The following is a 25,789-nucleotide window of genomic DNA, read 5'->3' as shown; positions in this document are numbered from 1 at the left end:
AGGTTGTGTGCGCCCTTGTTGTAACATCCTTGGGTTACAACGCCTGCAATCGCCGGGCCAAACGAAGTGCCCGGCGCAGGAAGTCCAGACTGTCTGCGCGCAGCGGACGGTCTGGCCCGTACAGCAGCCGTTCCCAGTCGGCTGCAAACCGCGCGATGTCCGCGCCGTCCGCGCATGCGGCCAATGCCGGTGATGCTGCATATTCTCGCAGCGTCATCCCCGGCGGCCGCGGGCCGTACCGGCACGCAAGCGCGGCCCAGACCGGAGCGGCGGCGCCCAGCAGCCGCTCGCGGTCTGGAAAGCTGCTGCGCGGCCATGCCAGCAGCAGCCTGATCCGCAGCGCGGGGCGTAGCCGTCGCATGCGGATCACAGCAGCGGCGCCCAGCAGGGCCGCTGCGACAAGGGCCGCTGCGACAAGGGCTGCCGCGAGCCCCGGCTCCGCGGCAATGGCCCGTGCGCGGGCGAGCAGCCATGCGCCCGCGTTAGCCCATCCGCCGCTCATATACGGCGGAGTCTCTACAACAGGCTGCGGCCCGGCGAGCGCTGCCACATCTTCGCCCGCGCCTTGCGCCATGGTGAAGCCCGGCGTAGCCTCGAACGGCATCCACCCTGCCCCCGGAAAATACACCTCTACCCAAGAATGTGCATCTCCTTGGGAAATGATATATTGACCTGGTATATTCGGGTCAGCCATCCCAGACCCGAAGCCTTTAACCCAGCGTGCCGGAATTCCCTCTGCACGCAGCAACACAATCATGGCTGTGGAGAAATGATTGCAATACCCCTGCCGTGTGACGAATAGAAAATCGTCCACAAAATCTGTTCCACGCGGTGGCATACGGGTATCGAGCGTATACTCGGCATGAGCAGCCAGATAAGTCTTGACGGCTTGTACAGCGTCATACCGAGTCTCACTGCCTTGAATGATTTCCTTGGCGAGCGTCTGCACCCGACCCGGGAGAGAGGTGGGCAATTGCAGATATGTCCTCCGTATAGAGGCAGGATCTTTCCCTTTATTCACATTCCCTAACAGACGTAACTGTTCCGGCGAGGCCACAGGAAACATGACGTCTGCCGTATAATTTTTAACCATATGATCTTCGCCGGCGTTTGCAAGCCACAACGTTGCGGAATCTCGATTAGATAACAACGTAAGCATGTTCTCCTCATTATTGCTGTTCTTATCTTGAAACGATACATTCAGCGGGATTCCCCCGGTAAATAACGGATTCGGCCCTTTCCATTCCCGTTTCATCGTGACCGTTTGGCGGATACGTTTCCAATAGGTTTGATTCTCCCAACCATCAGAACGCAGGACTCCGTAAGGACTGGCCGTTTCAAAGCTTTGCTCTGGGTCACTCCAAGTACTACCGTTATAATATGAACGAGTCTCTCCTCGCCAATACGTCACTTCCGGACTCTTCGCTGTAAAAAAGAGGGCATTCCCCTGCACCAGAGGTGCTCCCATGGGCGCATCTGCCGTGCTATATCCCGTTACCGCCGTTGCAGCAGGGATGCTACTGTGCTGTGTATAACCTGCCCAGCGAGCTATGCGTTCACCCATCTGCTCCAGGGATATGCGTTCCGGTTGAGGTATGGAAGCGAACTGACCAGGTAACGCAGAGAAAAGGACCATACCTGTGGAAGCAACAATGGTTATAACGCTCCAACGGCCATAGGGACTGCCACGATAACTCGGGGTAGTTACTCCTCCGTTGAGGCGTACTAGCTGAAGCAGAGCCTGAATTAGAAAAGTCCATAACACAGACCGTATTACTGAAGCATATACATCCAACCCCGCAAAGGATTCAAGCAGAAGCAAGTATACCAGCGTTGCACTGCCAAACAGCATAACGCTTCTACGCAGCAATACAAGGGATTGCACAGAAGCCATGAGCATGCTCCAACCGCACATCATGAACAGTCCTCTCGTTTCTGTACTAATCGAGTGGAATCGCCAGTTATCCATAAAGGTGTCCATATCCGCTGAAAGTATTCCCGGGTATGCAACCGCCCAACGGGCAGGATCACTTCCTCCATACATCAGACATAGCGCAGCGAGTGCAATAAATAATCGGATCAGTATTCCGGTGATCCACCCTGTACGAATTAACCCTGCGAGCAGCAATGCTCCAGTTAACCCCGCCATTACGGACAAGAAACGTTCACTGCCCTGCTGACCTGATGACGTAACAGGATATATCCACTCCAGAGACAGTATAAGTAAAATGGCCGAAATAAATATCCTATACAGAACCGGCACTCTAACAGATCCCTCATCCTTTATCTCTGTAAGAGAAGTGTGGTTCACATTCCTAACTACAGAATGGACCGATTCTAATCTCAGACGGGCTGTTGACGCTTTGTCAGCCGCCACAGTGGAATTGGGTTCCTGGTTTTTATTACGCTCCCACATCCGTTACCTCCACCTTTCCCAATGAAGATAACGCAACGTCTGTAACCGCTTGAATCAATACCCCGGTGTGACGAAGCCGCTCTATACTTGAGCTGTCATGCTCAATTCCAGTCATGAATCTATCCTTTGATCCTAGCTGGTTCGTTTCAGCCAATTGCACCTCTACACGATAACCTGAACCCATTGCAGTTATAATCCATTCGGTCAGAACCTGATCGATCTTGCCTGTGAGAACCACAATTCGCGAACCGCGCGCCAGTCCATCCAGCATCTCCGTTCGGAGTGAAACCGACACGGATTGGGCTGTGGATATTCGTGCTCCTGCTAGTCTGTCCAGACCATGACACTCATCATCTGCCTGGAATGACCCATGTCGCCATTGATCTTGTTCATTACGACTCTTATCTCCGCCTTCCATCCACAGATGATAAGGAATGTCGTCCCGCTCAGCCGTATGAATCCAGCGGGCGGCTGCACCCACCACTCGTTCAAAAGCAGGTGCTTCCATAGTCTCTGGCTGTTTTACCTCATAACCCGATGCGCCTTCATACACAAGGATGCCCAGCGAAGCCAGATCTGTGGTATCGGGCAGAAAGGTCTGAAGTTGCCCCGTTTTGGCTGTGCTTTTCCAATGAATACGTCCCAGCGGGTCACCCTGCTGATATTCACGGAACTCGGGGCTACGGTTTCCCTGGCTATTTCTTCTCTCCGACAGAGTCCCTTCGATCATCGCTGCGAATTCTGCTGAATCCCCCTCCCCCCAAGCCGATGCTTGAGGAACAACAATCAAGGGGGTGCCGCCTGCGGTCTCTGCAGAGAGAGTATTCCAGCCAAACAGATCTCCCCAGTACAATCTGCCCGTATCCCATCTGTAGACCCCTCTACGTAAACCGGAACATTCATATTGATAGGAAAATTGCCGCCGAGTTCCCGGGAAAATTAATTTGCGATGAACACCTGCAGGTGAATTTTCACATAGAACGATCCATAACAGTGGAATACGACATTCGAATTCCAGTTCGACTTGAACCCGCACCCGCTCGCCTGCCTCAATCCGATTCGCATGTATTTTCCGACGGATGTGAATACGCCGTGGTCCGAACCAATGGAGAAGCAGACCTCCTATGAACATCAAGCAAGCCATAATGGATAGAAACAACGCCGCTTTGCCACCATGCCACTGATATAAGGAAGCCAAAGCCACCACCAGGACAGCACTCAACATCCGTTGTCCCAGAGCAGTCATTGCCTCCGTCCCCTTCCCAGTGATGCCATTTGTACAGGAACAGGGACCGATGACAAGGCTTCTTCAATGACTTGGACTTGTCCCCAAACCTCCGCTCTGTTCTGGGCCTTCAATTGAATTCGATGTGAGAGAACAGGCACTGCCAACTCTTTCACGTCATCGGGAATGACATAACTGCGTCCTTGAAGGTAGGCAAACGACTGCGCCGCAGCCATCCAGGCCAGTGTTCCACGCGGGCTGATGCCCAATCTGACCGCCGGAAGGCTGCGAGAGGCTACAGCAACGGCCACCAGATACTGTTTGACGACCGGGTCAACATGTACCTGTTTGACTTCACGCTGCATGGCTACGACTTCTTCAGCAAGCAGGACAGGGCGAAGTTCATCAAGCTCTTCTCTACCTTGCATCCGACTTAACAATTCCAATTCCTGTTCCGGATCGGGATACCCCAGTCCAATCCTCATGATAAATCGATCCAGCTGCGCTTCAGGCAGCCGGTACGTACCCTCAAACTGTAACGGATTCTGTGTCGCCAGCAGAAAGAAGGGGCGTGGCAAGGCATAGGTTGTTCCATCAACCGTAATACGTCGTTCCTCCATTGCCTCCAGCAGGGCAGACTGAGTCCGGGGTGAAGCCCGGTTTATTTCATCCGCCAAGACAACGTTGGACATGACAGGTCCGGGGCGAAACTTGAATTCAGCTGTATGTGGATGATAGATTGAAGTGCCCGTAACATCTGCCGGCATGACATCGGACGTGAATTGAATCCGGCCCATGGAGCAGTCCAACGCGGAAGCAACGGCACGAACCAGCATGGTTTTACCGGTACCCGGCACATCTTCCAGAAGTACATGCCCCCCACTGAGCATTGCAGTGAGAACATAACGAATCTCTGTTTTTTTGCCAACAATCACACTTTCAACACGCTTCATGACCCTGTTTAACAATTCAACCGCATGTTCATGTTCCATTCGGATATAAGACATTTCTCCTGATCTCCTTCCGTCCATCGGCATTTCTGAACCATAGTAATCTATGATTCAGTGTTGCCCGGAAGTAGAGAGAATAGTCCTGCAAGCATGACTTTCTTCAGATCATTTTATACTTAAATATGAGATTCATTGCCGAAATGGACCTGGAAGCGCCCGCCTTTACCGTCCACTCTGCCTTATTACTGGTTAAGGAATTCACTTTTAACCCCATCTGCTCCAGTAACTCACGTAACGGAACCCAGATGGTTCCCCCCTGACTCTGTACTGCTCCTGTTTCAATTACCCCTGTTGAGCTCAGTGTTCCGCTCACACTGTCTGCATGAATCGTTCTTTCCTTCCATACTGCTGTGGCTGTCCTTGTCTCTGGGTCCCAGCGCGTGCTGCCCCCGAACTTTTTCATGAATGTACGCAAAGGCACCATGATTCGCTGCCCATCCATTCGGAATTCTCCAGGTTGTAAGGTTGCCGCAGCCAATCCTACCTCTATCTTCAGCTTCTTGCTTGTGAGCCACAACGCAGCATTACCTTCTACATGCTCTGCGATCCATGCCTTTCCCGGAGCCTTGCGGGACTTATACTTAGCATCGGGATGAACTCGGAATTGAACCGGCTGATCCGAACTCTTTATGATGTCAAAACGGTATCCGTGATCACGATAATATTTGATAATACCCGGAAGTGCTTTTACCGTTTCAGCGTGCGCACCTCCATCATGCATCAGGACAATCACCGAACGTGTTCCCGCAGGTACTTTAGTGGAATTTTTAAGGATTTCTTTGGCCGGAACACCTTTTCGTTTGGAATCCCCACTATCGACGTTCCAGTCCATGACGGTGTATCCACCCAATTGCAGCAGATCAAAATAACTCTGGTCAAAATGTCCGTAGGTACCTCCTGGCGCTCGCACCAGATTCGGACGGAAACCAGTTATACGCTCCAGCACGTCTTCTGTCTGTTTGATCTGGTTCCAGAACACTTTAAAATCACTGTACAGCTGTTTGTATTGATGATTAAACGTATGATTGCCCAGAGCATGTCCATCCTCCACTAGCGACCGGATTAACTCGGGATAACGCTCTGCCTGCTCACCCAGCACAAAAAAAGTGGCCAGAACCTGCTCTTTGCGCAAAATATCCAATACTTCTCGGGTATGGTTACCCGGTCCGTCGTCAAAACTCAGATAGACGACCTTGTCTTGCGTATTCTTATCTTCCCTGATCGAATCATCTGAGCCAGAAGCAGAAGATGCATACGCGGTGCCAGCGTATACAGCGAACACACATAGCAATATCGCAACTCGCACGAGAATGACAGACCATTGTCCAGATAAAAACGTATGTATGGATGTTACGGGAATTTCCCCTTTTCCCTTGATTCTTAATTCCGGTCTCTGTACCATTTACGAATCGCCCTCCACCGTCTCTAGTGAATTTGCTGATAGACTTCAGCAGATTTGTTAGAATTATATGGAGGCTTTCTTGAAAAAAGACGCCTTTTTGTTTAATATTTTTTCACAATTTGGTATGGTGTGTGATTGATTCTTCGCTTCAGATTAGGTAGCATAATGGACAGGTATAACGTATACACAACACCTTGGAGAGATTCATGCTCCCACCCCGTCTTCAGGAGAGTGAAATCTATTGGAATTGCTTGAGAAGGTCCAACATCTGTTTGGTTCCTACGGATATAGCGTATTGTTTTTTGGCTTGTTGCTTGAATTCATCGCACTTCCCTTTCCTGGTGAAACAACGATGGCTTACGCAGGGTTTCTCTCTTACAAGGGTCATCTCGACTTCGGAATCCTCACCATACTGGCTTTTCTGGGAACAACGATCGGCATGACAATTACTTATTTTATTGGAGCCAAAGCTGGACTGCCCTTTATAACACGATACGGAAAATGGTTTCTGCTGAAGCAGGACAAGCTCGATAAAACGCAAAAATGGTTCGCCAAATATGGTAATGCTTTAATCTTCATCGGTTATTTCATTCCGGGAGTTCGGCATTTCACCGGATATTTTGCGGGTATAGCCGCTGTTCCTTTTCGCAAGTTCGCTCTCTACGCCTACTCAGGTGCGCTGTTCTGGGTTGTCCTGTTTCTGGGCATTGGCAAAATATTCGGGCCCCAGTGGAATGCCGTATTCCATCTGGCTCATCAATATGCAGCATATATCGTGGGAGGAGTTGGATTATTGCTTATTGTTGCCGTGCTTTACCGCTACCGCAAAGCATGGGCATCAAGATCCGCCGTATCCAAGCCAGCCCCTGTACGACAAAGACAAAAGTAAATTGGGACAAACGTCCATCGATAATAAGTTATCAAGGAGTTGCGAATAATCGCAGCTCTTTTTTTATCGCTTTTTTCAAAAAACGCTGTAAACACTTCCTCCCTCCAAAATACACACTTCCTCAAACACAATGATGAACTATCATTCATTTTTTGTGATAATCCGAAATCATCCAGGTCATACTAACTTGCAAATATAGGATGTATAGGGGGTGAAGGTATGAGTGAACCAAACGTGGAGCATCAAGATCAGAGGCAAATCTCACCGAATCTCAGCGAAAATATGGATTACTGCAAGCAAGTGATGGGGAACAGCAATGACTTAATGATGCGTCCTCTCCAGTGCCTCCATAAATGGCCTGCCGTCATGTTGTACATTGATGGATTAGTGGATGTGCAGATCCTGAATCATTCCATCCTGGAGTCCCTGTTAAAGACACATGAACTCCCGGAGTTCTCGGCAGATGAAGAGCATCTAAGCTACATCCAGAATGATATTTTAGCCGCGAGCAATGTCATTCTGGTGGATGACATGGAGGATGTGCTCAATGCTCTCCTGTCAGGATCGGCCATTCTGCTGATCGAAGGTTGTGTACGTGGATTGAAAATTGCTGCCGCCGGTTGGGAAGACCGTGCTGTGGGTGAACCCATCTCACAGACCGTTGTCCGGGGTCCCATGGAGGGATTCAATGAAAATCTGCGTACGAATACAGCCTTGATCCGCAAACGGATTCGGGACCCTCATCTCTGGATCGAAGAAAGAGAGATTGGTCGCATCACCAAAACAAGAGTTGCTGTCTTATATCTGAAACATACCGTTGATGCAGGTGTGGTGGAGGAACTAAGGCGAAGGCTCGATGAGATCGATATTGATGGGATTCTGGAAAGCGGGTATATCGAAGAACTTGTTCAAGATGAAACAGGCACGCTATTCCCTACCGTGTACAACAGTGAACGTCCGGATACGGTTTGTGCTGCCTTGCTTGAGGGGAGAGTAGCCATCATTGTGGACGGAACGCCTTTTGTGCTCCTGGTTCCGGCATTGTTCGTACATTTCTTCCAGTCACCTGAGGATTACTACCAACGGGCCGATATTAGCACATTGATTCGGATGATTCGTTATCTGTCCTTTTTCATCGCTCTGCTGGCCCCATCCTTCTATATCGCTATTACCACATTTCACCAGGAGATGCTGCCCACCAATCTGCTTATTAGTCTGGCAGCTCAACGTGAAGGCGTGCCTTTTCCCGCATTCATTGAAGCTATACTTATGGAATTGACCTATGAAATTTTGCGGGAAGCAGGCATACGAATTCCGAAAACCGTTGGTCAAGCCGTCTCCATCGTCGGGACACTGGTTATCGGCCAAGCCGCCGTTGATGCAGGGGTTGTCTCCGCTGCGATGGTTATTATTGTTTCAATTACGGCTATATCCAGTTATGTCATTCCAGAGAATGGACTATCCATCTCTGTTCGAATTCTGCGATTTGTATTGATGATACTTGCGGCAGCATTTGGTTTCTACGGTATTCTCATTGTTCTGCTCATTACGGTTACCCATCTATGCAGCTTGCGTTCTTTTGGCGTACCTTATATGTCTCCCTTTGCACCTTTCATTCAGAAAGATCTGAAGGATACTCTGTTTCGTGTACCTTGGTCCCATATGAAAACACGTCCACTCTCTACAGGTACACCGAACAAAACAAGACAAGCCAGCAAAAAAACGAAGCGTTAATTCGGTAAGGAGAATAATGTATGAACAAGTGCTTCCGATTAATCCTATGCATTACATTCCTGCTCCCTCTCCTTACCGGATGCTGGGACCGCCAGGAATTGAATGAACTTGGCATTATGCTGGGTCTTGGTGTAGATAAGGATGGTGATCTGATTAAAGTGAGCGCTCAGGTCGTTGTACCGAATGAAGTATCCTCCAAATCGGGCGGAGGGAATGGTACTCCTGTCACACAGTATGAAGCCTCCGCATCCACACTGTTTGAAGCAATTCAAAAGCTGACTGAGACAAGTCCGCGCCGCATATTCATGGCCCATATCCGTATACTGGTGTTCGGTGAGGAATATGCCCGCAAAGAAGGCATCTACGATGTCATTGAAGCGTTAATGAGAGAACCTACTGCGAGACCCGATTATTACGTTATCGTTGCTCGAAATACAACAGCTTCCAAGGTACTGGATACACTTACTCCATTGGAGAATTTACCTGCAGAGAAGATATTTAATTCCCTCGACGTCTCCGCCAAAACCTGGTCACCCACAACTACTGTCACTGGCGATCAGTTGATGGAGTATATGCTGGCTCCCGGAATACAGCCCGTAATCACCGGTGTAGAGGTTGTAGGCAATACTACGAGAAGCGGAAGCAAAGATAATATCTCGACAATCACGTCCCCCGCTCGTCTCAATTCGACGGGATTAAGTGTCTTCAAGAAGGACAAACTAATCGGCTGGTTAACTGAAGATGAATCCAAAGGATACAACTATATTCGCAACAACGTGGTATCTACCATAGGTCACTTGCCTTGCCAAAAGGGCGGTAATGTGACTTTCAAAACCCTTCGTACCAAGACGAAACGAAAAGCGAAGGTTATCCATGACCAGCCAATAATTCATATCAAAATAAAAAATGTGTCTTCCATTGGTGCAGTTGAGTGCGGAATCCGAATTGGTTCAATGAAAACGCTCAAAGAGTTGGAAAAAGACAGTGAGGAGCGGCTGATCGAGCTGATGGAAAAATCAGTGAAATCGGTTCGGCGAAAATTCCATACCGATATTTTTGGATTTGGTCAGGAAGTATATCATGCCGATCCTGGATTTTTCAAAAAGATTGAGAAGGATTGGGATCAATATTTTGAGAACCTGGATGTCACGTATGAAGCCAATGTTCAGATCAAACGGGTCGGTACACTGGATGATTCATTCAAGGAGGATTTGAAGGAGTGAGCTCGGATGTTGATTACAATTACTGTCATTGTCATAGCGGGCCTTATAGGCTTGTTTGATCTGCCGGGTCTTATCCGCCGTAAGGAATGGAGGGAAACAGCTGTGTATAGCGGCATGCTCATTATTGCCACAGGGTTTAGTGTGATCGCAGCAAACCTGTGGGATTTTCCGAGTCCGCTCTATATCATCATGTGGATCTATGAACCTGTTAATCAATTCTTGGCGCATCTGACGGGAACCTAGAAAAAGGAGAGGACGATTATGCTTGAACACGGGCGCCTTGGAACAAGACAATTGACCACTCTCACTTTTTTGATGGTGGTAGGAGATATGATGCTGATCTACCCCTCAGTCATCACATCCTACGCAAAACAAGACGCCTAGATCTGTGCTTTCATAGGCATTCCTCTGGGAATGGCACTACTGGCCATGATCCTGAAGTTGTGCAGTTTGCACCCAGAAAAGAATCTGGTACAAATGGCACGAAGCATTCTGGGGTTCTGGCCAGGTACTCTCTTTTCCTGCTTCTACCTGTTCTTTTTTATTATTGGTGCTTCCACTCATACGAGAGAAGTCGGCGATTTCATGACCTCTCAAATCTTCCAGTACACTCCCATTCGTATCATCATTCTGATGTTTGTCATCGTGATCGGCTGGGGAGTATTCCACGGATTAGAGGCGATGGGTCGAAGCAGTGAACTACTGATGCCTGTTGTTATTGTGTTTATTGTCGTCCTTGCATTCTGCCTGCTTCCCCAGATTGATGCCAGCAATCTGAAACCAGTAAGTGATACGAATATGGTCTCTATTTCACAGGGCATTCTGGTAAGCATTATATATCCAATTGGTGAAGTCGTCCCCATCATGATGATTCTGCCCTACGTTGCCAAGCAGGCTCATCGAACAAGGGACGTACTTATCGCAGCAGGCCTAGGCAATCTGGTATTGGCAACACTTGTCACCATATCCCTGCTGGTCTTGGGTGCCTTTCTCACACAACACAACATATATGCTTCTTTTGTTTTATCCCAGAAAATTAGTATTGGAAGCTTCTTTGAACGTATTGAAGCTGTTATGGCCTCTTCCTGGCTGATCTCCACTTACTTCAAAGCGATGATATACTTATACGCCTTTATTGTTGGTTGTGCGGAACTGTTCAAGCTTAAGCAGTATCGGATGCTTGTGCTCCCAGCGTCGCTACTCGTTTTTGGATTAGCCAATCTTGTCTCACCAAGCGTAACCTTTATCGTAATTACCGTTGTTCCCTATTGGGTAGATTGGGATACTACGCTGGGGATCATTCTGCCCGGCTGTCTCCTGCTGATCCAGTTGCTCAAGTCGAACAGAAAATCATCGGTTACTCACAACAACTCCTCACAGGAATGAATACTTTTTACGGGAAGGAGCCTGGTATAGATGAATAATTGAAGTTCATCAACGAATGTCATCCATGCTGAATTTAGTGAAGGAGTATACGGTCTATGTTAATTAAGGAGAAAATCACCATTAGGCAATTTACACTGCTCACCTTCCTGGTCATGGTCGGAGACATGATTCTGCTCTATCCCTCCGTGGTTACTGCTTCCGGTAAGCAGGATGCATGGTTCTGTTCTCTTATCGGTCAGCCGATCGGCTTACTCATTATATGGGTTCTTTACAAACTTCATCAGACACATCCTGATCTGTCACTTATTGAAATCTGCCAAAAAATACTTGGCCGATGGGTAGGAGCTGTTTTGTCATCTGCTTATCTGTTCTATTTCGCCATAGGTGCTGCCATATGTATCCGTGAAGTTGGCGACTTCATGACCACACAGATCTATCTTCAGACCCCCATCCGGGTCATTCTGATTATACTTATGTGCGCTCTTATCTGGGGAGTTATGCATGGTTTGAATACAATAGGAGGAAGCAGTGAAATGCTGACGCCGATCGTTGTTGCATTTATGATCCTGTTATTCATGGGCCTGATACCCCAAGTGAAAAGTTCACATCTACAGCCTTTCTTGAACACCCCCTGGCTCCAACTGATTCAATCTACCATTAGGGGGGCTTTCACTTCCTTTGGTGAACTAATCGTGATTACCATGGTTCTCCCGTATGTTGTGTCAGGACCTCATATCAAACGGGACATGTTACTCGCTACCTTATGTGGAGGCTTAATGTTAACCACTCTGCTGCTCATTTCCCTGATGATCTTTGGTCCCTTTCTGACCCAACATGACATCTACATCTCCTATACCCTGTCTCAAAAAATTAATATTGGCAATTTTTTTGAGCGAATTGAGGCGTTCATGGCGACCGCCTGGTTGATTGCCACCTATTTCAAAAGCCTGCTGTACATGTTTTCTTTTGTCATTGGAATAGCACAACTATTTCGGTTGAAAACATACAAGCCTCTCATCCTGCCATCAGCCATGTTATTATTCGCTTTAGCTGTATTGATATCTCCCAATGTCATTTTCTACACCAATACGATCATGCCCGCCTGGGTGGATTGGGATATCACTGTAAGCTTTATTATTCCGCTATTCCTTCTGCTTGTGCATCGGCTTCGTTCTGGCAAGAGTAAGAACAATTCATCCAGTCATAAACGATTGCCCACCTAAAAAGGCTGTGTTCACGGTAAATCCCGCGAAACACAGCCTTTGGTGATGAAACGGATAAGATGTATTCATTCATACATGTCCCGGTTATTACATTACAACGCCTTCACTGCGTCAAGAGCAGCCTCAATATGTCCTTTGACCCGAACTTTGGACCACTCCTGGATCAATCTCCCCTCTTCATCAATCAGAAAAGTGGAGCGAACCATACCCATATACTCCTTGCCATACATTTTCTTGAGTTGCCATACACCGTATTGCTCGGCTACAGCGTGCTCTTCATCTGACAACAAGGTGAACGGCAGTCCATATTTGGCGATAAACTTGTCATGCTGTTTCATCGGATCAACACTAATCCCGAGAATGACCGTGTTCAGCCCTTCAAATTCAGCATGTCGATCCCGGAAATCACAAGCCTGTTGCGTACAGGACGAGGTCATATCCTTGGGATAAAAATAAAGCAGCACCCGCTGTCCGCGGTAATCGGAAAGCTTCACCGTCTCCCCCGTACTGGACGGCAGCTCAAAATCCGGTGCCAATTCGCCTACAGTTAACGTCATGTCAGTTCCTCCCTAGTCTGGCCCACGAATTGCGTTGAGGGCATTTTATGATCCTGCTCCACGATACCGTTTCACGCCATAATTCCACAAAAGCAAACCCACGGAACCAAACACCAACCCCATCACAGGTGTCAGCAGTGCCATGCGATGCATCTCGGACCTTTCCAGGAACAGTGCCGCTGGATAAATGCCAACAAAGGCAAACGGAATGACCCAGGTCAGCAGCACCTGAATAGCACGGTTGTAGATCGTTACCGGGTAACGCCCATATCCCTGGATGTTATACATCAATGGCAGAATACCTGTTGGTGCGTCCGAATAAAAGGACAACGAAGTCAGTGTGGTATAGATTCCGGCATAGATCATGACTGAGCTAAGCGCCAAAATAATCAAGGCAGGAATATGCCACCATTCCAGCACCAGGCCCATCTCTGCTCCGCTGAAGATCATAATGATCAAGCCGATAAACGAGCCCACGAGTGCAGGCGGGTCTACATTTTCAAGCAAGATCTGGAACAGATTATGTGCAGGGCGTGTCAGGATACGATCCATCTCGCCTTTGACGATATACCGCTCACTGAATCCCCACAGATTGATAAAACAACTGAAGATGCCATAGGGCACCATAAAATATCCATAAACAAAGAGCACTTCACTCTCACTCCAGCCGCCCAGGTTATCCGTATGGCGAAAGACCACAAAGATAAAGATCAGGTTGGTTGCCTGGAACAGCAGATCCGATAGGATCTCCACCCAGAAATCAGCACGGTACGTGAGTCGTGTTTTCATGTAGTTCTTCAAATATTCCCAGATCAGACCCATATAGTACATTCTGTTATCCCCCTTGCACGAACAGACGCTTGCGCGCCTTACGCCAGATCAGTACCATCGGAAGTAGCAGCAAGGCAAACCAGAACACCTGAATACCGAGTACATTCCAGATGGCGGTACCTTCCACTCTTCCAGTGAAGACCGAACCGGGCAGATACGTAATGGCCTGAAAAGGCAATACCTTCATCACCGCGGACATCCAGCCTGGATACAGGCTGATCGGGATGATGAGACCGGAGAACAAATCAACCACGACGCGTTTCATGCGCATCATGCCTTCATTATTTTCCACAAAGAATGCCGCCAGTCCCGTGATCACATTAATCTGGGAATTAATGAGGAAACTGAAGAACAGCATGACGAGAAAGCCAATCCACGCCGACGGCGCCGTAGGCAGTTCAACCGGGAACAGCAGAATGGCAATGAGCATCCCCGGAATCATGAGGAGCAGGAAGCGGAAAATGCCTTCGCCAAGACCCTGCATCATTTTGACCATAACGTAATTGATTGGCCTGATGAATTGAATCGCAATGGAGCCATCCCGTATGTCTGCGGCAATCTCTCGGTCCAGGTTGTTAAAGTAAAAGGCACGTGCCATCCAGGATACAGCGATGTAGGTTGTCATCTGTGCTGCCGTAAAGCCGCCAAGTTCACCACTGCTGCCATAAATGGCTTGCCAGGTAAAGTAATACACGCCGATATTCAGCGTATATATCAAAATGCCAGAGTAATAATTCACCCGGTATGCCAGCATCGTTAGAAAACGGATGCGCATGAAATCAATAAATGCACTATTCATCTTAGGATACACTCACCGCTTCTTTCCCTGCTCCCACAATCTCGGGACGCTCGGCGGAACCGGATTGGTAAATACTGCGCACAATCTCATCCGTGTTGATCTCGATAATCTGAATATCGGTAATATCGGCTTGTCCAACGACACGTCCGAGTACATCCGAAACGTTCAATTCCAGTGGAATCCATACGGATGCAGACAATTCATTCTCAACCGTCCAGCGCACAGGTAACGCCGCAGTCCATTCCTGCATCTGACTCATGTTGTGAGCTGAACCGAACTTGAAGCGAATTTCCCGTTCCTTGCCCCATTGGGACTTCAGATGATCCAGACCTCCATCATAGATGATGTTACCCGCATCAAGCATGATCACCCTGGAACATAGGGCCTCAATGTCCTGCAAATCATGGGTTGTGAGCAGAATGGTTGTTCCATGCTCCTTGTTCATGTCCTTCAAGAAATCCCGAATTTCCGACTTCACCACAATGTCCAAACCAATGGTTGGTTCATCCAGAAAAACAATACTCGGGTTGTGCAACAATGCTGCCACCAACTCGCAGCGCATACGCTGACCAAGACTGAGCTTCCGCACCGGACGACTTAGCAGGTCCTGAAGCTGCAATCGCTCAACCAGTTCATCCAGCCTTTTACGGAAATCGACCTCTCCTACACGATATACTTTGCGCAATAAATGGAAGGATTCGATAACGCCAATATCCCACCACAATTGACTGCGCTGACCAAAAACAACACCAATATTCTGTACAAACTTCTCCCGTTCCTGATACGGAACATATCCACCAACCGATATTTGCCCTGAAGTAGGCACCAAAATGCCGGTCAACATCTTGATTGTTGTTGATTTACCGGCACCGTTCTCCCCGATATATCCGCATATTTCGCCCTGCGGAATCTGAAATGAAATATCATTTACAGCCAATACCTCCTGGTATTGACGTGCAAACAGGTCCTGGAACGCGCCCTTCAGCCCACCTCGGCTTTTCTGGACGCTAAACGACTTGCGCAAATCTTTGACATCAATCGCCAGCATGATTATACCTCACTTGGATTTTGTTGAAATTGCTTGTAGCCCAAAAAGAAATTATAATGGTATCAGTCAAAATTCAGCAATACCTGAACTCGTTTTTTATTTCATCTCAAATACAAAGGAGAGCTAGCATGACCAGAAAGACGAAGAGAACCATCTGGATTTCTCTTGCCGCCTTCGTGTTAATTGTCGGAGGAGCTGCGGCATACTATTTCGGTTCTATTCTCAATCAGTTGGACGGTTTGGCAAAAGACGGTGACGAATCACCATTCGCCGGTATCGAAAATGTGGAGAAAGTAAATACACCTGACCCACCCAAATGGGAAGGCACAGAGACGGTCAATATTCTCGTTATGGGTGTCGATGCGCGCGGATTGAAAAAAGGTGAAGTTCCCCGCTCCGACAGCATGATGGTCGTATCGCTCGACCCACTTACCAAAAAAATCAATCTGTTCTCCATTCTGCGCGACACATACGTCGATATTGACGGGTATGGTAAAGAGCGGATCAACACTGCCATCACCCATGGCCCGAATGCAGCGATGCAAGCTGCCGGCGACCTGCTCGGCATTCCTGTACAGTATTATGTGTATACGGATTTCCAAGGATTCATCAAATTGGTGGATGCCGTTGGCGGTGTTGATTTTAATGTGGAGAAAGACATGCACTATACAAGTAAAGCAGACAATAACGAATACGATATTGATCTCAAAAAAGGGTATCAGCATCTGGATGGCGAGACAGCTCTCATGTACGTTCGTTTCCGTCATGATGCGATGTCGGATTTCGCTCGTTCCGAGCGTCAGCGTGAATTGCTGAAAGCTGTTACGGCAAAAATGCAGTCCACCACTACCATAGCCAAACTGCCTGCCATTCTGGAACAGGTTAATCCCTACGTAGATACGAATCTGACACTCTCCGATATGTGGAAGCTGGGTGGACTCGGATACCAGAGCAGCATGAACGGCAGTGAGCAGATCCCACCAATGAACCTGTTGAAAGAAGAACGTACAGCAGGTGGTGCGCAAGTATTAACGGTTACAAATGAAGAAAAATTGAAGCAGCATATTCAGGATATTATTCACCCGCCTGCTACAACGGATGATAGTACGACCAGCACCGAAGATAAAACAGCCAGTGGTGACGATCAGAAGTCAGAACAACCGGCTCAGTAATCTAAACATGCAGAGGGCAGCCATTACGCTGCCCTCTCGTTGTGCCCGGCTATACTATTATGAGAAAATCATCATATCTTTCTGTGGCTTGTACCTTTATTATATTTTGAATTACGAAAGGAAGTTATCTTATGAAACCATCACGTTCCCGATCCGAACTTCTATACGCAGAAGCACTTGAACATATTGTAGGAGGGGTGAACAGCCCTTCACGCTCGTTTAAAGCCGTTGGCGGCGGTGCACCTGTATTTATGAAAAAAGCCCAGGGCGCCCACTTCTGGGATGTTGATGACAACCGTTACATTGATTATCTGGCCGCTTACGGTCCGATTGTTACAGGACATGCCCACCCTCATATTACGCAGGCAATTACGGAAGCTGCAGCCAATGGAGTACTGTACGGTACCCCGACTGAATTAGAGATCAAGCTTGCCAAAATGCTGAAGGAAGCCATTCCTTCCATGGATAAAGTACGCTTTGTTAACTCCGGTACAGAGGCGGTCATGACTACGATTCGGGTAGCTCGTGCCTACACCAAACGCAACAAGATCGTAAAATTCGCCGGATGTTACCATGGTCACTCGGATCTGGTGCTTGTGGCGGCCGGTTCTGGCCCGTCCACGCTGGGTATCCCGGATAGTGCCGGCATTCCTACCAGTATTGCGCAAGAGGTCATCACCGTGCCTTACAATGACCTGGATAGCCTCAAAGCTGCACTGGAGCACTGGGGTGATGATGTTGCCGCGGTCATGGTTGAACCGATCGTTGGCAACTTCGGTATGGTTATGCCGGAACCCGGCTTCCTGGAAGGTCTCTGTGCCATGACACGGGCCAACGGCTCACTGGTTATCTATGACGAGGTGATTACGGCTTTCCGTTTCCATTACGGTTCCACACAGACGTATGCCGGGCTCGATAATCATGCGGAGATTGAACCGGATCTAACGGCTCTTGGTAAAATTATTGGTGGCGGCCTGCCCATCGGTGCTTACGGCGGACGCAAACACGTTATGGAGCAGGTTGCTCCACTCGGCCCGGCTTATCAAGCGGGAACGATGGCTGGTAACCCGGCATCCATCTCGGCGGGTATCGCATGTCTGGAGGTCCTGCAAGGCGCAGGTGTATACGAGGAGATGGAACACCTTGCTATCGACCTGACAGCAGGTCTGCAAGCTTCTGCTGACCGTCATGGGATTGCACTGACAATCAACCGGATTCGCGGTGCATTCTCCACCCATTTCTGTGATCACCCGGTGACGAACTACGATCATGCCCAAGACACGGACGGGGAACGCTTCGCTTCCTTCTTCCGTCACATGCTGGACCGTGGCATTAACCTCGCTCCGTCCAAGTACGAAGCTTGGTTCCTGACTACGGCTCATACAGACGAGGATGTTCAGGCTACATTGGAAGCCGCAGAAGCTTCCTTCAAGGCAATGGCTCAGGAATAATCCGAATATCTCCCATCCAAATGTAACGTACAAACAATAGTTGAGAGACAGCAACTACGAAAAGAGGCGTCCAACAAGTGTTCAACTTGTGCGGACGCCTTTGTTTTTTACAAATAGGGGTGATTGGTTTACATAGGGTTAGGGTTAGGATGAGATGTTATGCAACATCTTCAAGCGTAGCTTATTAATAGGGTGCACTGTTATGATCCTGCCATTACTTAACTTATCTCTGACTGATCTGCAGCTTCAAAATTTCCTCTCGGATCACCTGCATCCCTTCCTCGATTCGCTGCTTCGGCACATTGGAGATGTTCAATCGCAACATCTGATCCTGATGTACCTGATAGGTTCCCTCTGGATAATACCGTTCAGTCGTATCAACGATGACTCCGCGCTTTTGAAGCCGGGACAGCAGAACACAAAGCGGCATATCACCCGCCAAAGGTAACACCGTATGCTCTCCTCCTGTTCGAGGAGCGTCCATAAACGGAGCAAAGTCTGGATAAGCGTCCAGCTGCTCCTGCACCGTGTGCATCCGAGCAGCATAGCGGTTACGAATCACTTTCCTGTGATGAGCAAACATGCCGCTATGGACATAGATCTCCAGAGCAGCTTGAGACAGGACTGAAGTATCGATATCAAGCATTTTTTTGTAAGCACCAAAAGATTGAATGAGTGGTAAGGGCAGAACGGCTACACCAATACGCAAGCCTGGAAACAGAATTTTGGAGTAACTCTTCAGATAGATGACCCGGCCTTCCGTATCATAGGACCATAGCGGGTCCTGTTTCGTATTGTCATCCAGATCAGACAGATAATCATCCTCCACCAGATACACATCGTACCGCTGAGCAAGCCGGATCAGTCTCTTCTTCTCCGCAATCGTTAACGATGTACCAATCGGATTGTGAAAGCGTGGCATGACATAGAAAAACTTGATCTCTTCCTCTGCGAACTGACGTTCAAGCGATGCCCAGTCCAGCCCATCTTGGGTACGTCTCACACCAGCAATAGGTACATTTAATCCACTCAGTAGAGAAGGCATATTGTGATAGGTCGGTAGTTCAAGCATTACTGTTCTTTTTCCATTGGGAAAAGGCATCAACGCAAGTACAGCCAGCGCCTGTTGCACACCTGATGTGATAAAAAACTGCTCCGTTCTTGCAAAAACCTGATAATCCGCAAACTGCTTCTGCAACAGCAGAATTAGCGAAGGCAATCCCTGATCTGTTCCATACATAAACAACTCTGCCTGTTTCTTCTCCATCGCCTGATCCACGCAATGACGAAAGTCCGCATAAGGGAACACCCGCGGATCCGGAGCAGCCGAAGCGAAGTCCAACGATCCCTGCCAGTCCATATCCTGCGCGCCTGTCCCATTCTGTACGGCATAATAACCGGATTGAGGGATGGCGTACACCAAATGCCGCTGTTCCAACCATTCATATGCACGAATTGCTGTGCTTACACTGCATTGATACTGTTCAGCTATAACTCGCACGGCTGGCAGTCGGATGCCCTTATCTGCCCACTGGCGACGATCCTGCTGCTGCATCTGTTCCTGAATCCATTGCTTTATAGCTTCGGCAATCACTTCATATTTTCTCACCGCACCCACTCCTCTCCTATAACTGTACCGATACAGTTTAACCTTTTATCTATTGTAGCACGATGCACCCGGCAGTATATTGAATAAGGCAAGCACGTGCCTTGAACCTGACATATTTCAGGATGATAAAGATCATACGCTATGACAAATGTATTGGAGGAGCATTCATGAACACAGCACATACTCGGGGATACGCATATATCGCAGCTGTATTGTACGCGGCTATTATCGGTCTATCTTTTCTATTTGTTAAAATGACGGTCACTGTTGCACATCCCATTGATGTGCTTGCCCACCGATTTGCGCTGTCGCTAATCGTTGTTAGCATTCCTGTCGTTTTGGGTTGGATCAAAATCCGACTGAACCTTCATGATCTGTGGCGAATTATTCCACTTGGGCTGTTATCTCCCGTCCTATTTTTTGCCTTTCAAGCCTTTGGACTCGTCTCGTCCAACTCATCGGAAGCGGGTATTATTCAGGCTATGGCCCCTGTTTTCACTCTCATTCTCGCTTCTGTCTTCTTGAAAGAACGAACATCCACCCTGCAGAAACTATTCCTGCTGCTGTCTGTCGCTGGAGTTGTTTTTATTTTCATGATGCAAGGTAATGGCATGTCTTTGGGTAACCTGAAGGGCATTGCATTATTGCTGTTATCCACGGTGTGTTTTGCAGGTTATGGCGTACTTGCGAGACCATTAACCCAGAAGTACAAACCGATGGAATTAACATGGGTCACGCTGATGGTTGGCTGTGTTGTATTTAACGCAGTCTCCCTGGTCCGACATGCTTCAAGCGGTTCCATGATGGACTACATCAAACCACTGGGAGATGCCTCCTATCTGGGAGCCCTTGCTTATCTGGCCATTCTTTCCACCATGATCTCCACCCTGCTTGCGAGTTATGCCCTGACGCACCTGGAGGCGTCCCAGATGAGTGTATTCAGCAACCTGTCCACACTCATCTCCATCGTAGGAGGTGCATGGATATTGCACGAACCTGTTGGTAGTCATCACTATATTGGAGCATTGTTGATTATCGCAGGTGTGCTTGGCACCAATATGAGCGGCCGCAAACACAAGTTGGTCAGTGGGACCGGCCAAGGCCAAAACTGATCCTGCCTGCATCCATCGTACTGATCCGGAACACCGGATATCTGCCTTGTTTTTCATCTATCATCATTTTTTCCGCAAGCAGATTGTGAAAGAGCTTCTTATAGAAGGAACGCGACAGGCTCTACAGGTCACATGTAATACGATGCTTGAGGTACGTAAAGCCAGGATTATCCGTTATTTTGATCTCTCCATGCAATGCCTGTATGAAGGACTTCAAACACGTTAACACTGCTGAGGACAGTCTATTGGGAAAAGGGGACTCTTCAGCATGAAACGAACACAGCCTTCTTTTTTACAAGCCATGATGTTGATCATGTTATCCGTTGGCTTGATCAGCCATGTTCTGATTATTCCTGCCCTTTTGGCTGCGGCCAAAAGGGATTCTTGGATTTCCGTCCTGCTATCTGCCGGACCCTTTCTGATATTCGCGCTAATGCTCGCTTATGTCTCTCGTTTCCTTCGGCATCAAACGCTGCATGATTGGTTAACTTCCCGTCTCGGAAAGCCCATTGGCATGTTATTTCGAGTTGGTAACAGCCTCTTTTTTCTCAGCGTCATCTACTTCACCCTGCACGATACCACGGCTTGGGCTAAAACGAACTATCTGACCGAAACGCCCGTATTGGTAACCAGTATTGCCCTGATGTCTCTCTGTGCCTACGCTGCGTATAAAGGTATTCGCTCGCTGGCCTTTACCGCAGGGTTAGTCCTGCCACTAGTTGTCTTGTTAGGTTTCTATGTTGCTATCGTAAATACGCAATACAAGGACTACAGTCGTCTGTTGCCTGTTCTTGAACATGGATGGCATCCCATTCTTAATGGCATGGTCTACAGTCTTGCAGGCATGTTTGAACTGCTGTTCATCTGGTACATCCAGCCTCATCTCACCAAACGTATACGTGTATGGCAGTATTTGATGCTCGCACTCATTCTTGTAGGACTAACTGTCGGCCCACTCATTGGGGCGATTGTGGAATTCGATCCTTTTGAGGCTGCCAAAATGAGATATCCCGCCTTTGAAGAATGGCGAATTGCCTCTTTGGGCAAATACATTGCCCAGACCGACTTCTTTTCCATCTACCAATGGCTGGCAGGTGCATTCACCCGAATTAGTCTTGCCATGTATATTGTAATAGAAATATGGAATATTAAGAGCTCTACCAAAAGGCTTATCAGTTGTATCTCGTTGGGTGTCTTCTTTATCCTGACCATGTTGTATCCTCTGGATGATATGACCTTCGAAAAGCTTCTGGTCGAATACATATTCCCGTTCAATCTCATATATCTGAGCGGACTTGCGATTATAGCAACGACGGTTGCCTTTATCCATTCACGCCATCAGAGGAGGAAACATCATGGAGCATCAAAAGATTGACACCACGTCCCATGAAACACTGCTTGCCTCTTTGAAAGAGCAGTTCAATCCATGCGCAGATGTTGTTATTCAGACCTTTCCTGTCAAAGATGATTCCGATCAGCCGGTAATCTTACTGTATTGCGAAGGGCTTGTCGACAGTAAACAAATCAACCAATTTATTATTCCACGTCTGGAGCAGCACGCTCTAATCATTGAGGAATCACATCCCAAAGAGTTGGGATTAACCTTAAATCCGATTGAGGATATCACCAATTTCAAGAAACTTAATCTGTTGATTTTTAGTGGACAGCTACTGATCATCTTCGATAACGGTGTTCAATCCTGCAGTCTGGATATTGCTGATATACCAGGACGTAGTCCTGAAGAATCAGCTATTGAGACCTCAGTTAAAGGCCCTCGCGATGGATTCACCGAAGAACTCACGACCAACATCGCCCTTATTCGCAAACGAATGAAAACATCTTCGATGTGTTACGAGAAATATGTCAAAGGCGGTCGTACTCAAACTGCCATTGGACTACTGTATGTAAAAGATATTATTAATCCAGACATTCTAAAAGAAGCACGACACAATCTGGATCAAATTGAGATTGACGGCATTATAGGTAGCTCCATCATGGAGCGAGCTGTCATGGGAGGGGTTCGGAGCATCTTTCCGCTCACGGATAACACTGAACGTCCTGATTTTGTTGTCGATTCCCTGTTAAATGGACGTTTTGCCGTTCTCATTGAAGGTTCTCCAGTAGCAGTCATCGCGCCAACTACACTTTTCAATCAATTGAAATCTCCTGAAGATAGGAGTACACCCTTTTTCATCGTTACCTTCGAACGAATCTTGCGCATCTCCGGACTGCTGATTGCCTGTTTCTTCCCAGCCTTCTATATTGGGCTGACCAGTTTCAATGTGGAACAGATACCGCTACCGCTCTTGGCTACAATTGCTGGTACTCGAATGGGCCTGCCCATGCCTGTGACACTGGAAGCATTTCTGATGATTTTTATGTTCGAGCTATTCAACGAAGCTGGTCGCAGGTTACCACGTGCATTGGGCCAGACCGTCAGCGTGGTCGGCGGACTTATCATTGGGGATGCCGCTATTCGCGCGGGGATTACGTCTCCCACCATCATAGTCACGGTAGCCATTTCAGTTATCTCCAGTTATATTCTCGTGAACACCGTGCTGAGCGGAGCTACCGCCCAGGTTCGGATCGGGATGCTTCTCATCTCTTCCATTCTTGGATTATTCGGATTCATGATTGGACTATTCGCCCTGTTGGTTCACCTTGTATCCTTAGAATGTTATGGAGTGTCTTATCTGACGCCCGTCTCTCCTTACATTCCAGGAGATTTCACGCAGGCCGTATCCATGCCACCGTCCATGAATAAAAATAAGCGTCCGGAAGCACTTCACACCCAAGATTCAACTCGTCGGAGAAAACGCCCATGATCCGATGGACGTCCATGACTTGCCTACTTGTGGGGTGCTTGATCCTGCTAACTGGATGCTGGGATTCCAAGGAAGTGCAAAGTATTAACTTCATCACAGCGATAGGAATAGACTATGTGGACAACCAATATATTGCGTATGCCCAATTGATAGACTTCTCGAGTATTGCAAAACAGGAAACACCAACTTCCCGGGAAACAAGGGACATGTGGATAGGACGAGGCGAGGGTACAACTCTGAGCATGGCTATTAACGACTTGTATGAAACATCACAGCAGCAAACGCTCTGGACTCATGTTAAGGCCATTGTTTTATCAAAAAATGCTTTGGACGGAAAGTTGGAGGATATATTTAATACGTTGCTGCATTCAGGTCAACTGAGATATACACCTTGGATTTATGCGACTGAGCAGGACATTCCGGAAGTACTATCCCCTTCTGCGCTGCTGAACCAATCCGCCCAGACCATTGAGATATTCGAACCCATGAGGCTATACAAACAGCATTCCGGTTACGAACCTATTCGGCTACATCAACTTCTCGATGGATTACGGGAACCAGCTTCCGTCATTCTCTTACCTTCGGTCTCCACAAGGAATGAGACGTGGTTCAATGGCGATAAAAACCCACCTCTGGTTAGAATGGATGGATTTTATGTCATTTCCCAAGGCAAAAGTCAAGGTAGAGTTGCAGGAGCAGATGCAGACGGTACACGATACGTGAAATATAAGCGTGTTCATCAATATCCTTTGTACGTGTATGGGAATGGCGGAAAGACTCCTGATTTAACCCTGATGCTTCGTAATCCCAAGACCAGAATCACGGCCAGGAAACAAGGAGACGGGGTCACATTCGATATGGTTACCTCGGTCAAAAGTTCCATCACCGAAGACCATGGAGCCCCGCGCACGCCACACGCCATGGAACAAGAAGCGGAAAAACAGATCGAATCCGAGATTCGAGATACGTTCGAAAAAAACAAGTCACGCAAGATTGATTCATATGGTCTTGCAGAACATCTCTATCGCCACAATCTACCCTTGTGGCAGCAAGAGATCTCTCAACGGTCTGATCCCCTTGAGCGTTTCAAGCTTGGTAAAGTGGAAGTGCATGTGGATATCCTTAATGCAAGCACGTATAAATACAGTAAATAAAAGAAGACCTGTGACCTGCATTACATGCAAGTACTGGTCTTCTTTTGGGTTTGAATTTCGTGCAAGTCGATACGTTATTTTAATGGATAAGCCATGACACTCATCAGAGCCAATTCTGGCTGGGTGGTGTCCAAACGACTGTACTGAATGATGACTGGGATATTGCTTGAAACCGTGATGGCATAAGGTACGCCTGACGGGATAGACTGCTCTCCCGATTGCAGCGATGCGGTACGAATATGTTTTGTTCTTCTCGCTGGCACCTCCGCCACAATATCTTCGAGTGGTTCTCTGTCTTCAAAATAGATTGTGATGTTCAGCTCCGCATCGACGGCACCTGTGTTTAACACACAGATGCTCTCGTGACTTTCCAGTGTGCCGCTGCTCTCCGGCGGGATGTAGCCATCAGGGATAACCCAGTAGGTATGACCTGTGGCTGTCGGATCGTTCTTATGGGCTGATGCACCTTGTTTGGTCGGCTCCAATGTCATTGAAATATATCCTCCAATCATTAAGTTAAAATCGGGTGGGCTTGCGGGGCTGTCGCTCCGGCGGACGGATCGGGCTGTGGGCCGCTGTTGGCTCGGGATTTCTTTGGCTCATTCGCGGGGGCAAACTCTTAAAAATCCGATGGGCTCGCACGGTAGTCGCTTCGGTGGACGGATCGGGCTGTGGGCCGCTGTTGGCTCGGGATTTCTATTTATTCCCCCTCAGCAGGGGAAA

General features: G+C 48.1%; 22 protein-coding genes. 12 read left to right on the top strand and 10 right to left on the bottom strand.

Annotation, left to right across the window (positions count from 1 at the left end; genetic code table 11):
* Positions 1 to 34 precede the first annotated feature (34 nt).
* The 4 genes from MKZ12_RS03565 to MKZ12_RS03550 form a co-directional block, all read right to left on the bottom strand.
* Complete coding sequence (locus MKZ12_RS03565) at positions 35 to 2,416, bottom strand: transglutaminase domain-containing protein (RefSeq protein ID WP_339258754.1); 2,382 nt, start codon at positions 2,414 to 2,416, stop codon at positions 35 to 37.
* The gene (locus MKZ12_RS03560; protein ID WP_339258752.1) at positions 2,403 to 3,662 is read right to left on the bottom strand and encodes a DUF58 domain-containing protein; all 1,260 of its coding nucleotides are present in this window, start codon (positions 3,660 to 3,662) and stop codon (positions 2,403 to 2,405) included. The genes MKZ12_RS03565 and MKZ12_RS03560 overlap by 14 nt, the downstream gene beginning before the upstream one ends.
* Positions 3,659 to 4,648 carry a MoxR family ATPase gene (locus MKZ12_RS03555; protein WP_253429990.1) on the bottom strand — a complete coding sequence of 330 codons (990 nt, stop codon included), beginning with the start codon at positions 4,646 to 4,648 and terminating at the stop codon, positions 3,659 to 3,661. The genes MKZ12_RS03560 and MKZ12_RS03555 overlap by 4 nt, the downstream gene beginning before the upstream one ends.
* 103 nt (positions 4,649 to 4,751) lie before the next feature.
* Positions 4,752 to 6,053, bottom strand: coding sequence for a polysaccharide deacetylase (locus MKZ12_RS03550; protein ID WP_339258750.1), 1,302 nt, complete (start codon positions 6,051 to 6,053; stop codon positions 4,752 to 4,754).
* A gap of 241 nt (positions 6,054 to 6,294) precedes the next feature.
* Here MKZ12_RS03550 and MKZ12_RS03545 point away from each other — a divergent pair, with 241 nt between their 5' ends.
* The 6 genes from MKZ12_RS03545 (at position 6,295) to MKZ12_RS03520 (ending at position 12,508) form a co-directional block, all read left to right on the top strand.
* Positions 6,295 to 6,942: a DedA family protein gene (locus tag MKZ12_RS03545; protein ID WP_339239462.1), complete on the top strand. Its 648-nt coding sequence runs from the start codon at positions 6,295 to 6,297 to the stop codon at positions 6,940 to 6,942.
* Between the two features lie 219 nt (positions 6,943 to 7,161).
* Positions 7,162 to 8,676: a spore germination protein gene (locus MKZ12_RS03540; protein ID WP_339239460.1), complete on the top strand. Its 1,515-nt coding sequence runs from the start codon at positions 7,162 to 7,164 to the stop codon at positions 8,674 to 8,676.
* A 20-nt stretch (positions 8,677 to 8,696) separates the two neighbouring features.
* A complete protein-coding gene (locus MKZ12_RS03535; protein WP_339239459.1) occupies positions 8,697 to 9,899 on the top strand; it encodes a Ger(x)C family spore germination protein in 1,203 nt (400 codons plus the stop codon).
* 6 nt (positions 9,900 to 9,905) lie between these two features.
* The gene (locus tag MKZ12_RS03530) at positions 9,906 to 10,142 is read left to right on the top strand and encodes a hypothetical protein (protein WP_339258748.1); all 237 of its coding nucleotides are present in this window, start codon (positions 9,906 to 9,908) and stop codon (positions 10,140 to 10,142) included.
* A 141-nt stretch (positions 10,143 to 10,283) separates the two neighbouring features.
* On the top strand, positions 10,284 to 11,285 hold the full coding sequence (locus tag MKZ12_RS03525; RefSeq protein WP_339261301.1) for an endospore germination permease: 1,002 nt from the start codon (positions 10,284 to 10,286) through the stop codon (positions 11,283 to 11,285).
* Between the two features lie 95 nt (positions 11,286 to 11,380).
* On the top strand, positions 11,381 to 12,508 hold the full coding sequence (locus MKZ12_RS03520) for an endospore germination permease (protein ID WP_339258746.1): 1,128 nt from the start codon (positions 11,381 to 11,383) through the stop codon (positions 12,506 to 12,508).
* 92 nt (positions 12,509 to 12,600) lie between these two features.
* Here the strand turns inward: MKZ12_RS03520 and bcp are convergent, their stop codons facing one another.
* From bcp to MKZ12_RS03500, 4 genes are read right to left on the bottom strand one after another with little or no spacing between them, the layout of a single operon-like run.
* Positions 12,601 to 13,065: a thioredoxin-dependent thiol peroxidase gene (gene bcp, locus MKZ12_RS03515; RefSeq protein WP_339258744.1), complete on the bottom strand. Its 465-nt coding sequence runs from the start codon at positions 13,063 to 13,065 to the stop codon at positions 12,601 to 12,603.
* Positions 13,066 to 13,110: 45 nt separating this feature from the next.
* Positions 13,111 to 13,896, bottom strand: a complete 786-nt coding sequence (locus tag MKZ12_RS03510; protein WP_339239452.1) for an ABC-2 family transporter protein — start codon at positions 13,894 to 13,896, stop codon at positions 13,111 to 13,113.
* 4 nt (positions 13,897 to 13,900) lie between these two features.
* Positions 13,901 to 14,695 carry an ABC-2 family transporter protein gene (locus tag MKZ12_RS03505; protein WP_339239450.1) on the bottom strand — a complete coding sequence of 265 codons (795 nt, stop codon included), beginning with the start codon at positions 14,693 to 14,695 and terminating at the stop codon, positions 13,901 to 13,903.
* Position 14,696: 1 nt separating this feature from the next.
* Positions 14,697 to 15,743: an ABC transporter ATP-binding protein gene (locus MKZ12_RS03500; RefSeq protein ID WP_339239449.1), complete on the bottom strand. Its 1,047-nt coding sequence runs from the start codon at positions 15,741 to 15,743 to the stop codon at positions 14,697 to 14,699.
* Between the two features lie 128 nt (positions 15,744 to 15,871).
* Here MKZ12_RS03500 and MKZ12_RS03495 point away from each other — a divergent pair, with 128 nt between their 5' ends.
* On the top strand, positions 15,872 to 16,915 hold the full coding sequence (locus tag MKZ12_RS03495) for an LCP family protein (RefSeq protein WP_339239448.1): 1,044 nt from the start codon (positions 15,872 to 15,874) through the stop codon (positions 16,913 to 16,915).
* A 131-nt stretch (positions 16,916 to 17,046) separates the two neighbouring features.
* Entirely contained in the window at positions 17,047 to 18,366 is a 1,320-nt protein-coding gene (locus tag MKZ12_RS03490) for a glutamate-1-semialdehyde 2,1-aminomutase (RefSeq protein WP_339258742.1), read from the top strand.
* Between the two features lie 223 nt (positions 18,367 to 18,589).
* Here MKZ12_RS03490 and MKZ12_RS03485 read toward each other — a convergent pair whose 3' ends face one another.
* Entirely contained in the window at positions 18,590 to 19,975 is a 1,386-nt protein-coding gene (locus MKZ12_RS03485) for a PLP-dependent aminotransferase family protein (RefSeq protein WP_339258740.1), read from the bottom strand.
* A 167-nt stretch (positions 19,976 to 20,142) separates the two neighbouring features.
* On the opposite strand from MKZ12_RS03485, the gene MKZ12_RS03480 reads away from it, so the two are divergent.
* The 4 genes from MKZ12_RS03480 to MKZ12_RS03465 all read left to right on the top strand — a co-directional run bounded on the left by MKZ12_RS03480 (position 20,143) and on the right by MKZ12_RS03465 (position 25,066).
* Complete coding sequence (locus tag MKZ12_RS03480; RefSeq protein WP_339258738.1) at positions 20,143 to 21,087, top strand: DMT family transporter; 945 nt, start codon at positions 20,143 to 20,145, stop codon at positions 21,085 to 21,087.
* A gap of 268 nt (positions 21,088 to 21,355) precedes the next feature.
* Positions 21,356 to 22,462 (top strand): endospore germination permease, encoded by a 1,107-nt coding sequence (locus MKZ12_RS03475; RefSeq protein WP_339258736.1) that lies wholly within the window; start codon positions 21,356 to 21,358, stop codon positions 22,460 to 22,462.
* A complete protein-coding gene (locus tag MKZ12_RS03470) occupies positions 22,443 to 23,912 on the top strand; it encodes a spore germination protein (RefSeq protein ID WP_339258734.1) in 1,470 nt (489 codons plus the stop codon). Before MKZ12_RS03475 ends, MKZ12_RS03470 begins: the two co-directional genes overlap by 20 nt.
* Entirely contained in the window at positions 23,909 to 25,066 is a 1,158-nt protein-coding gene (locus tag MKZ12_RS03465) for a Ger(x)C family spore germination protein (RefSeq protein ID WP_339258731.1), read from the top strand. The genes MKZ12_RS03470 and MKZ12_RS03465 overlap by 4 nt, the downstream gene beginning before the upstream one ends.
* Before the next feature lie 74 nt (positions 25,067 to 25,140).
* On the opposite strand, the gene MKZ12_RS03460 is transcribed toward MKZ12_RS03465, so the two are convergent.
* On the bottom strand, positions 25,141 to 25,557 hold the full coding sequence (locus tag MKZ12_RS03460; RefSeq protein ID WP_339258729.1) for a sensory rhodopsin transducer: 417 nt from the start codon (positions 25,555 to 25,557) through the stop codon (positions 25,141 to 25,143).
* Positions 25,558 to 25,789: the final 232 nt, after the last annotated feature.

Origin of the sequence: Paenibacillus sp. FSL R5-0713 (assembly GCF_037973325.1) — a bacterium.
Classification (GTDB): Bacteria; Bacillota; Bacilli; order Paenibacillales; family Paenibacillaceae; genus Paenibacillus.
This window is presented reverse-complemented; position numbering and strand designations above follow the sequence as displayed.

Bases quoted from the DNA above. Each gene is read 5' to 3' on its own strand.
- MKZ12_RS03565 (WP_339258754.1), bottom strand. From the start codon at position 2,416: ATGTGGGAGCGTAATAAAAACCAGGAACCCAATTCCACTGTGGCGGCT.
- MKZ12_RS03560 (WP_339258752.1), bottom strand. From the start codon at position 3,662: ATGACTGCTCTGGGACAACGGATGTTGAGTGCTGTCCTGGTGGTGGCT.
- MKZ12_RS03555 (WP_253429990.1), bottom strand. From the start codon at position 4,648: ATGTCTTATATCCGAATGGAACATGAACATGCGGTTGAATTGTTAAAC.
- MKZ12_RS03550 (WP_339258750.1), bottom strand. From the start codon at position 6,053: ATGGTACAGAGACCGGAATTAAGAATCAAGGGAAAAGGGGAAATTCCC.
- MKZ12_RS03540 (WP_339239460.1), top strand. From the start codon at position 7,162: ATGAGTGAACCAAACGTGGAGCATCAAGATCAGAGGCAAATCTCACCG.
- MKZ12_RS03535 (WP_339239459.1), top strand. From the start codon at position 8,697: ATGAACAAGTGCTTCCGATTAATCCTATGCATTACATTCCTGCTCCCT.
- MKZ12_RS03530 (WP_339258748.1), top strand. From the start codon at position 9,906: ATGTTGATTACAATTACTGTCATTGTCATAGCGGGCCTTATAGGCTTG.
- MKZ12_RS03520 (WP_339258746.1), top strand. From the start codon at position 11,381: ATGTTAATTAAGGAGAAAATCACCATTAGGCAATTTACACTGCTCACC.
- bcp (WP_339258744.1), bottom strand. From the start codon at position 13,065: ATGACGTTAACTGTAGGCGAATTGGCACCGGATTTTGAGCTGCCGTCC.
- MKZ12_RS03510 (WP_339239452.1), bottom strand. From the start codon at position 13,896: ATGTACTATATGGGTCTGATCTGGGAATATTTGAAGAACTACATGAAA.
- MKZ12_RS03505 (WP_339239450.1), bottom strand. From the start codon at position 14,695: ATGAATAGTGCATTTATTGATTTCATGCGCATCCGTTTTCTAACGATG.
- MKZ12_RS03500 (WP_339239449.1), bottom strand. From the start codon at position 15,743: ATGCTGGCGATTGATGTCAAAGATTTGCGCAAGTCGTTTAGCGTCCAG.
- MKZ12_RS03495 (WP_339239448.1), top strand. From the start codon at position 15,872: ATGACCAGAAAGACGAAGAGAACCATCTGGATTTCTCTTGCCGCCTTC.
- MKZ12_RS03490 (WP_339258742.1), top strand. From the start codon at position 17,047: ATGAAACCATCACGTTCCCGATCCGAACTTCTATACGCAGAAGCACTT.
- MKZ12_RS03480 (WP_339258738.1), top strand. From the start codon at position 20,143: ATGAACACAGCACATACTCGGGGATACGCATATATCGCAGCTGTATTG.
- MKZ12_RS03475 (WP_339258736.1), top strand. From the start codon at position 21,356: ATGAAACGAACACAGCCTTCTTTTTTACAAGCCATGATGTTGATCATG.
- MKZ12_RS03470 (WP_339258734.1), top strand. From the start codon at position 22,443: ATGGAGCATCAAAAGATTGACACCACGTCCCATGAAACACTGCTTGCC.
- MKZ12_RS03465 (WP_339258731.1), top strand. From the start codon at position 23,909: ATGATCCGATGGACGTCCATGACTTGCCTACTTGTGGGGTGCTTGATC.
- MKZ12_RS03460 (WP_339258729.1), bottom strand. From the start codon at position 25,557: ATGACATTGGAGCCGACCAAACAAGGTGCATCAGCCCATAAGAACGAT.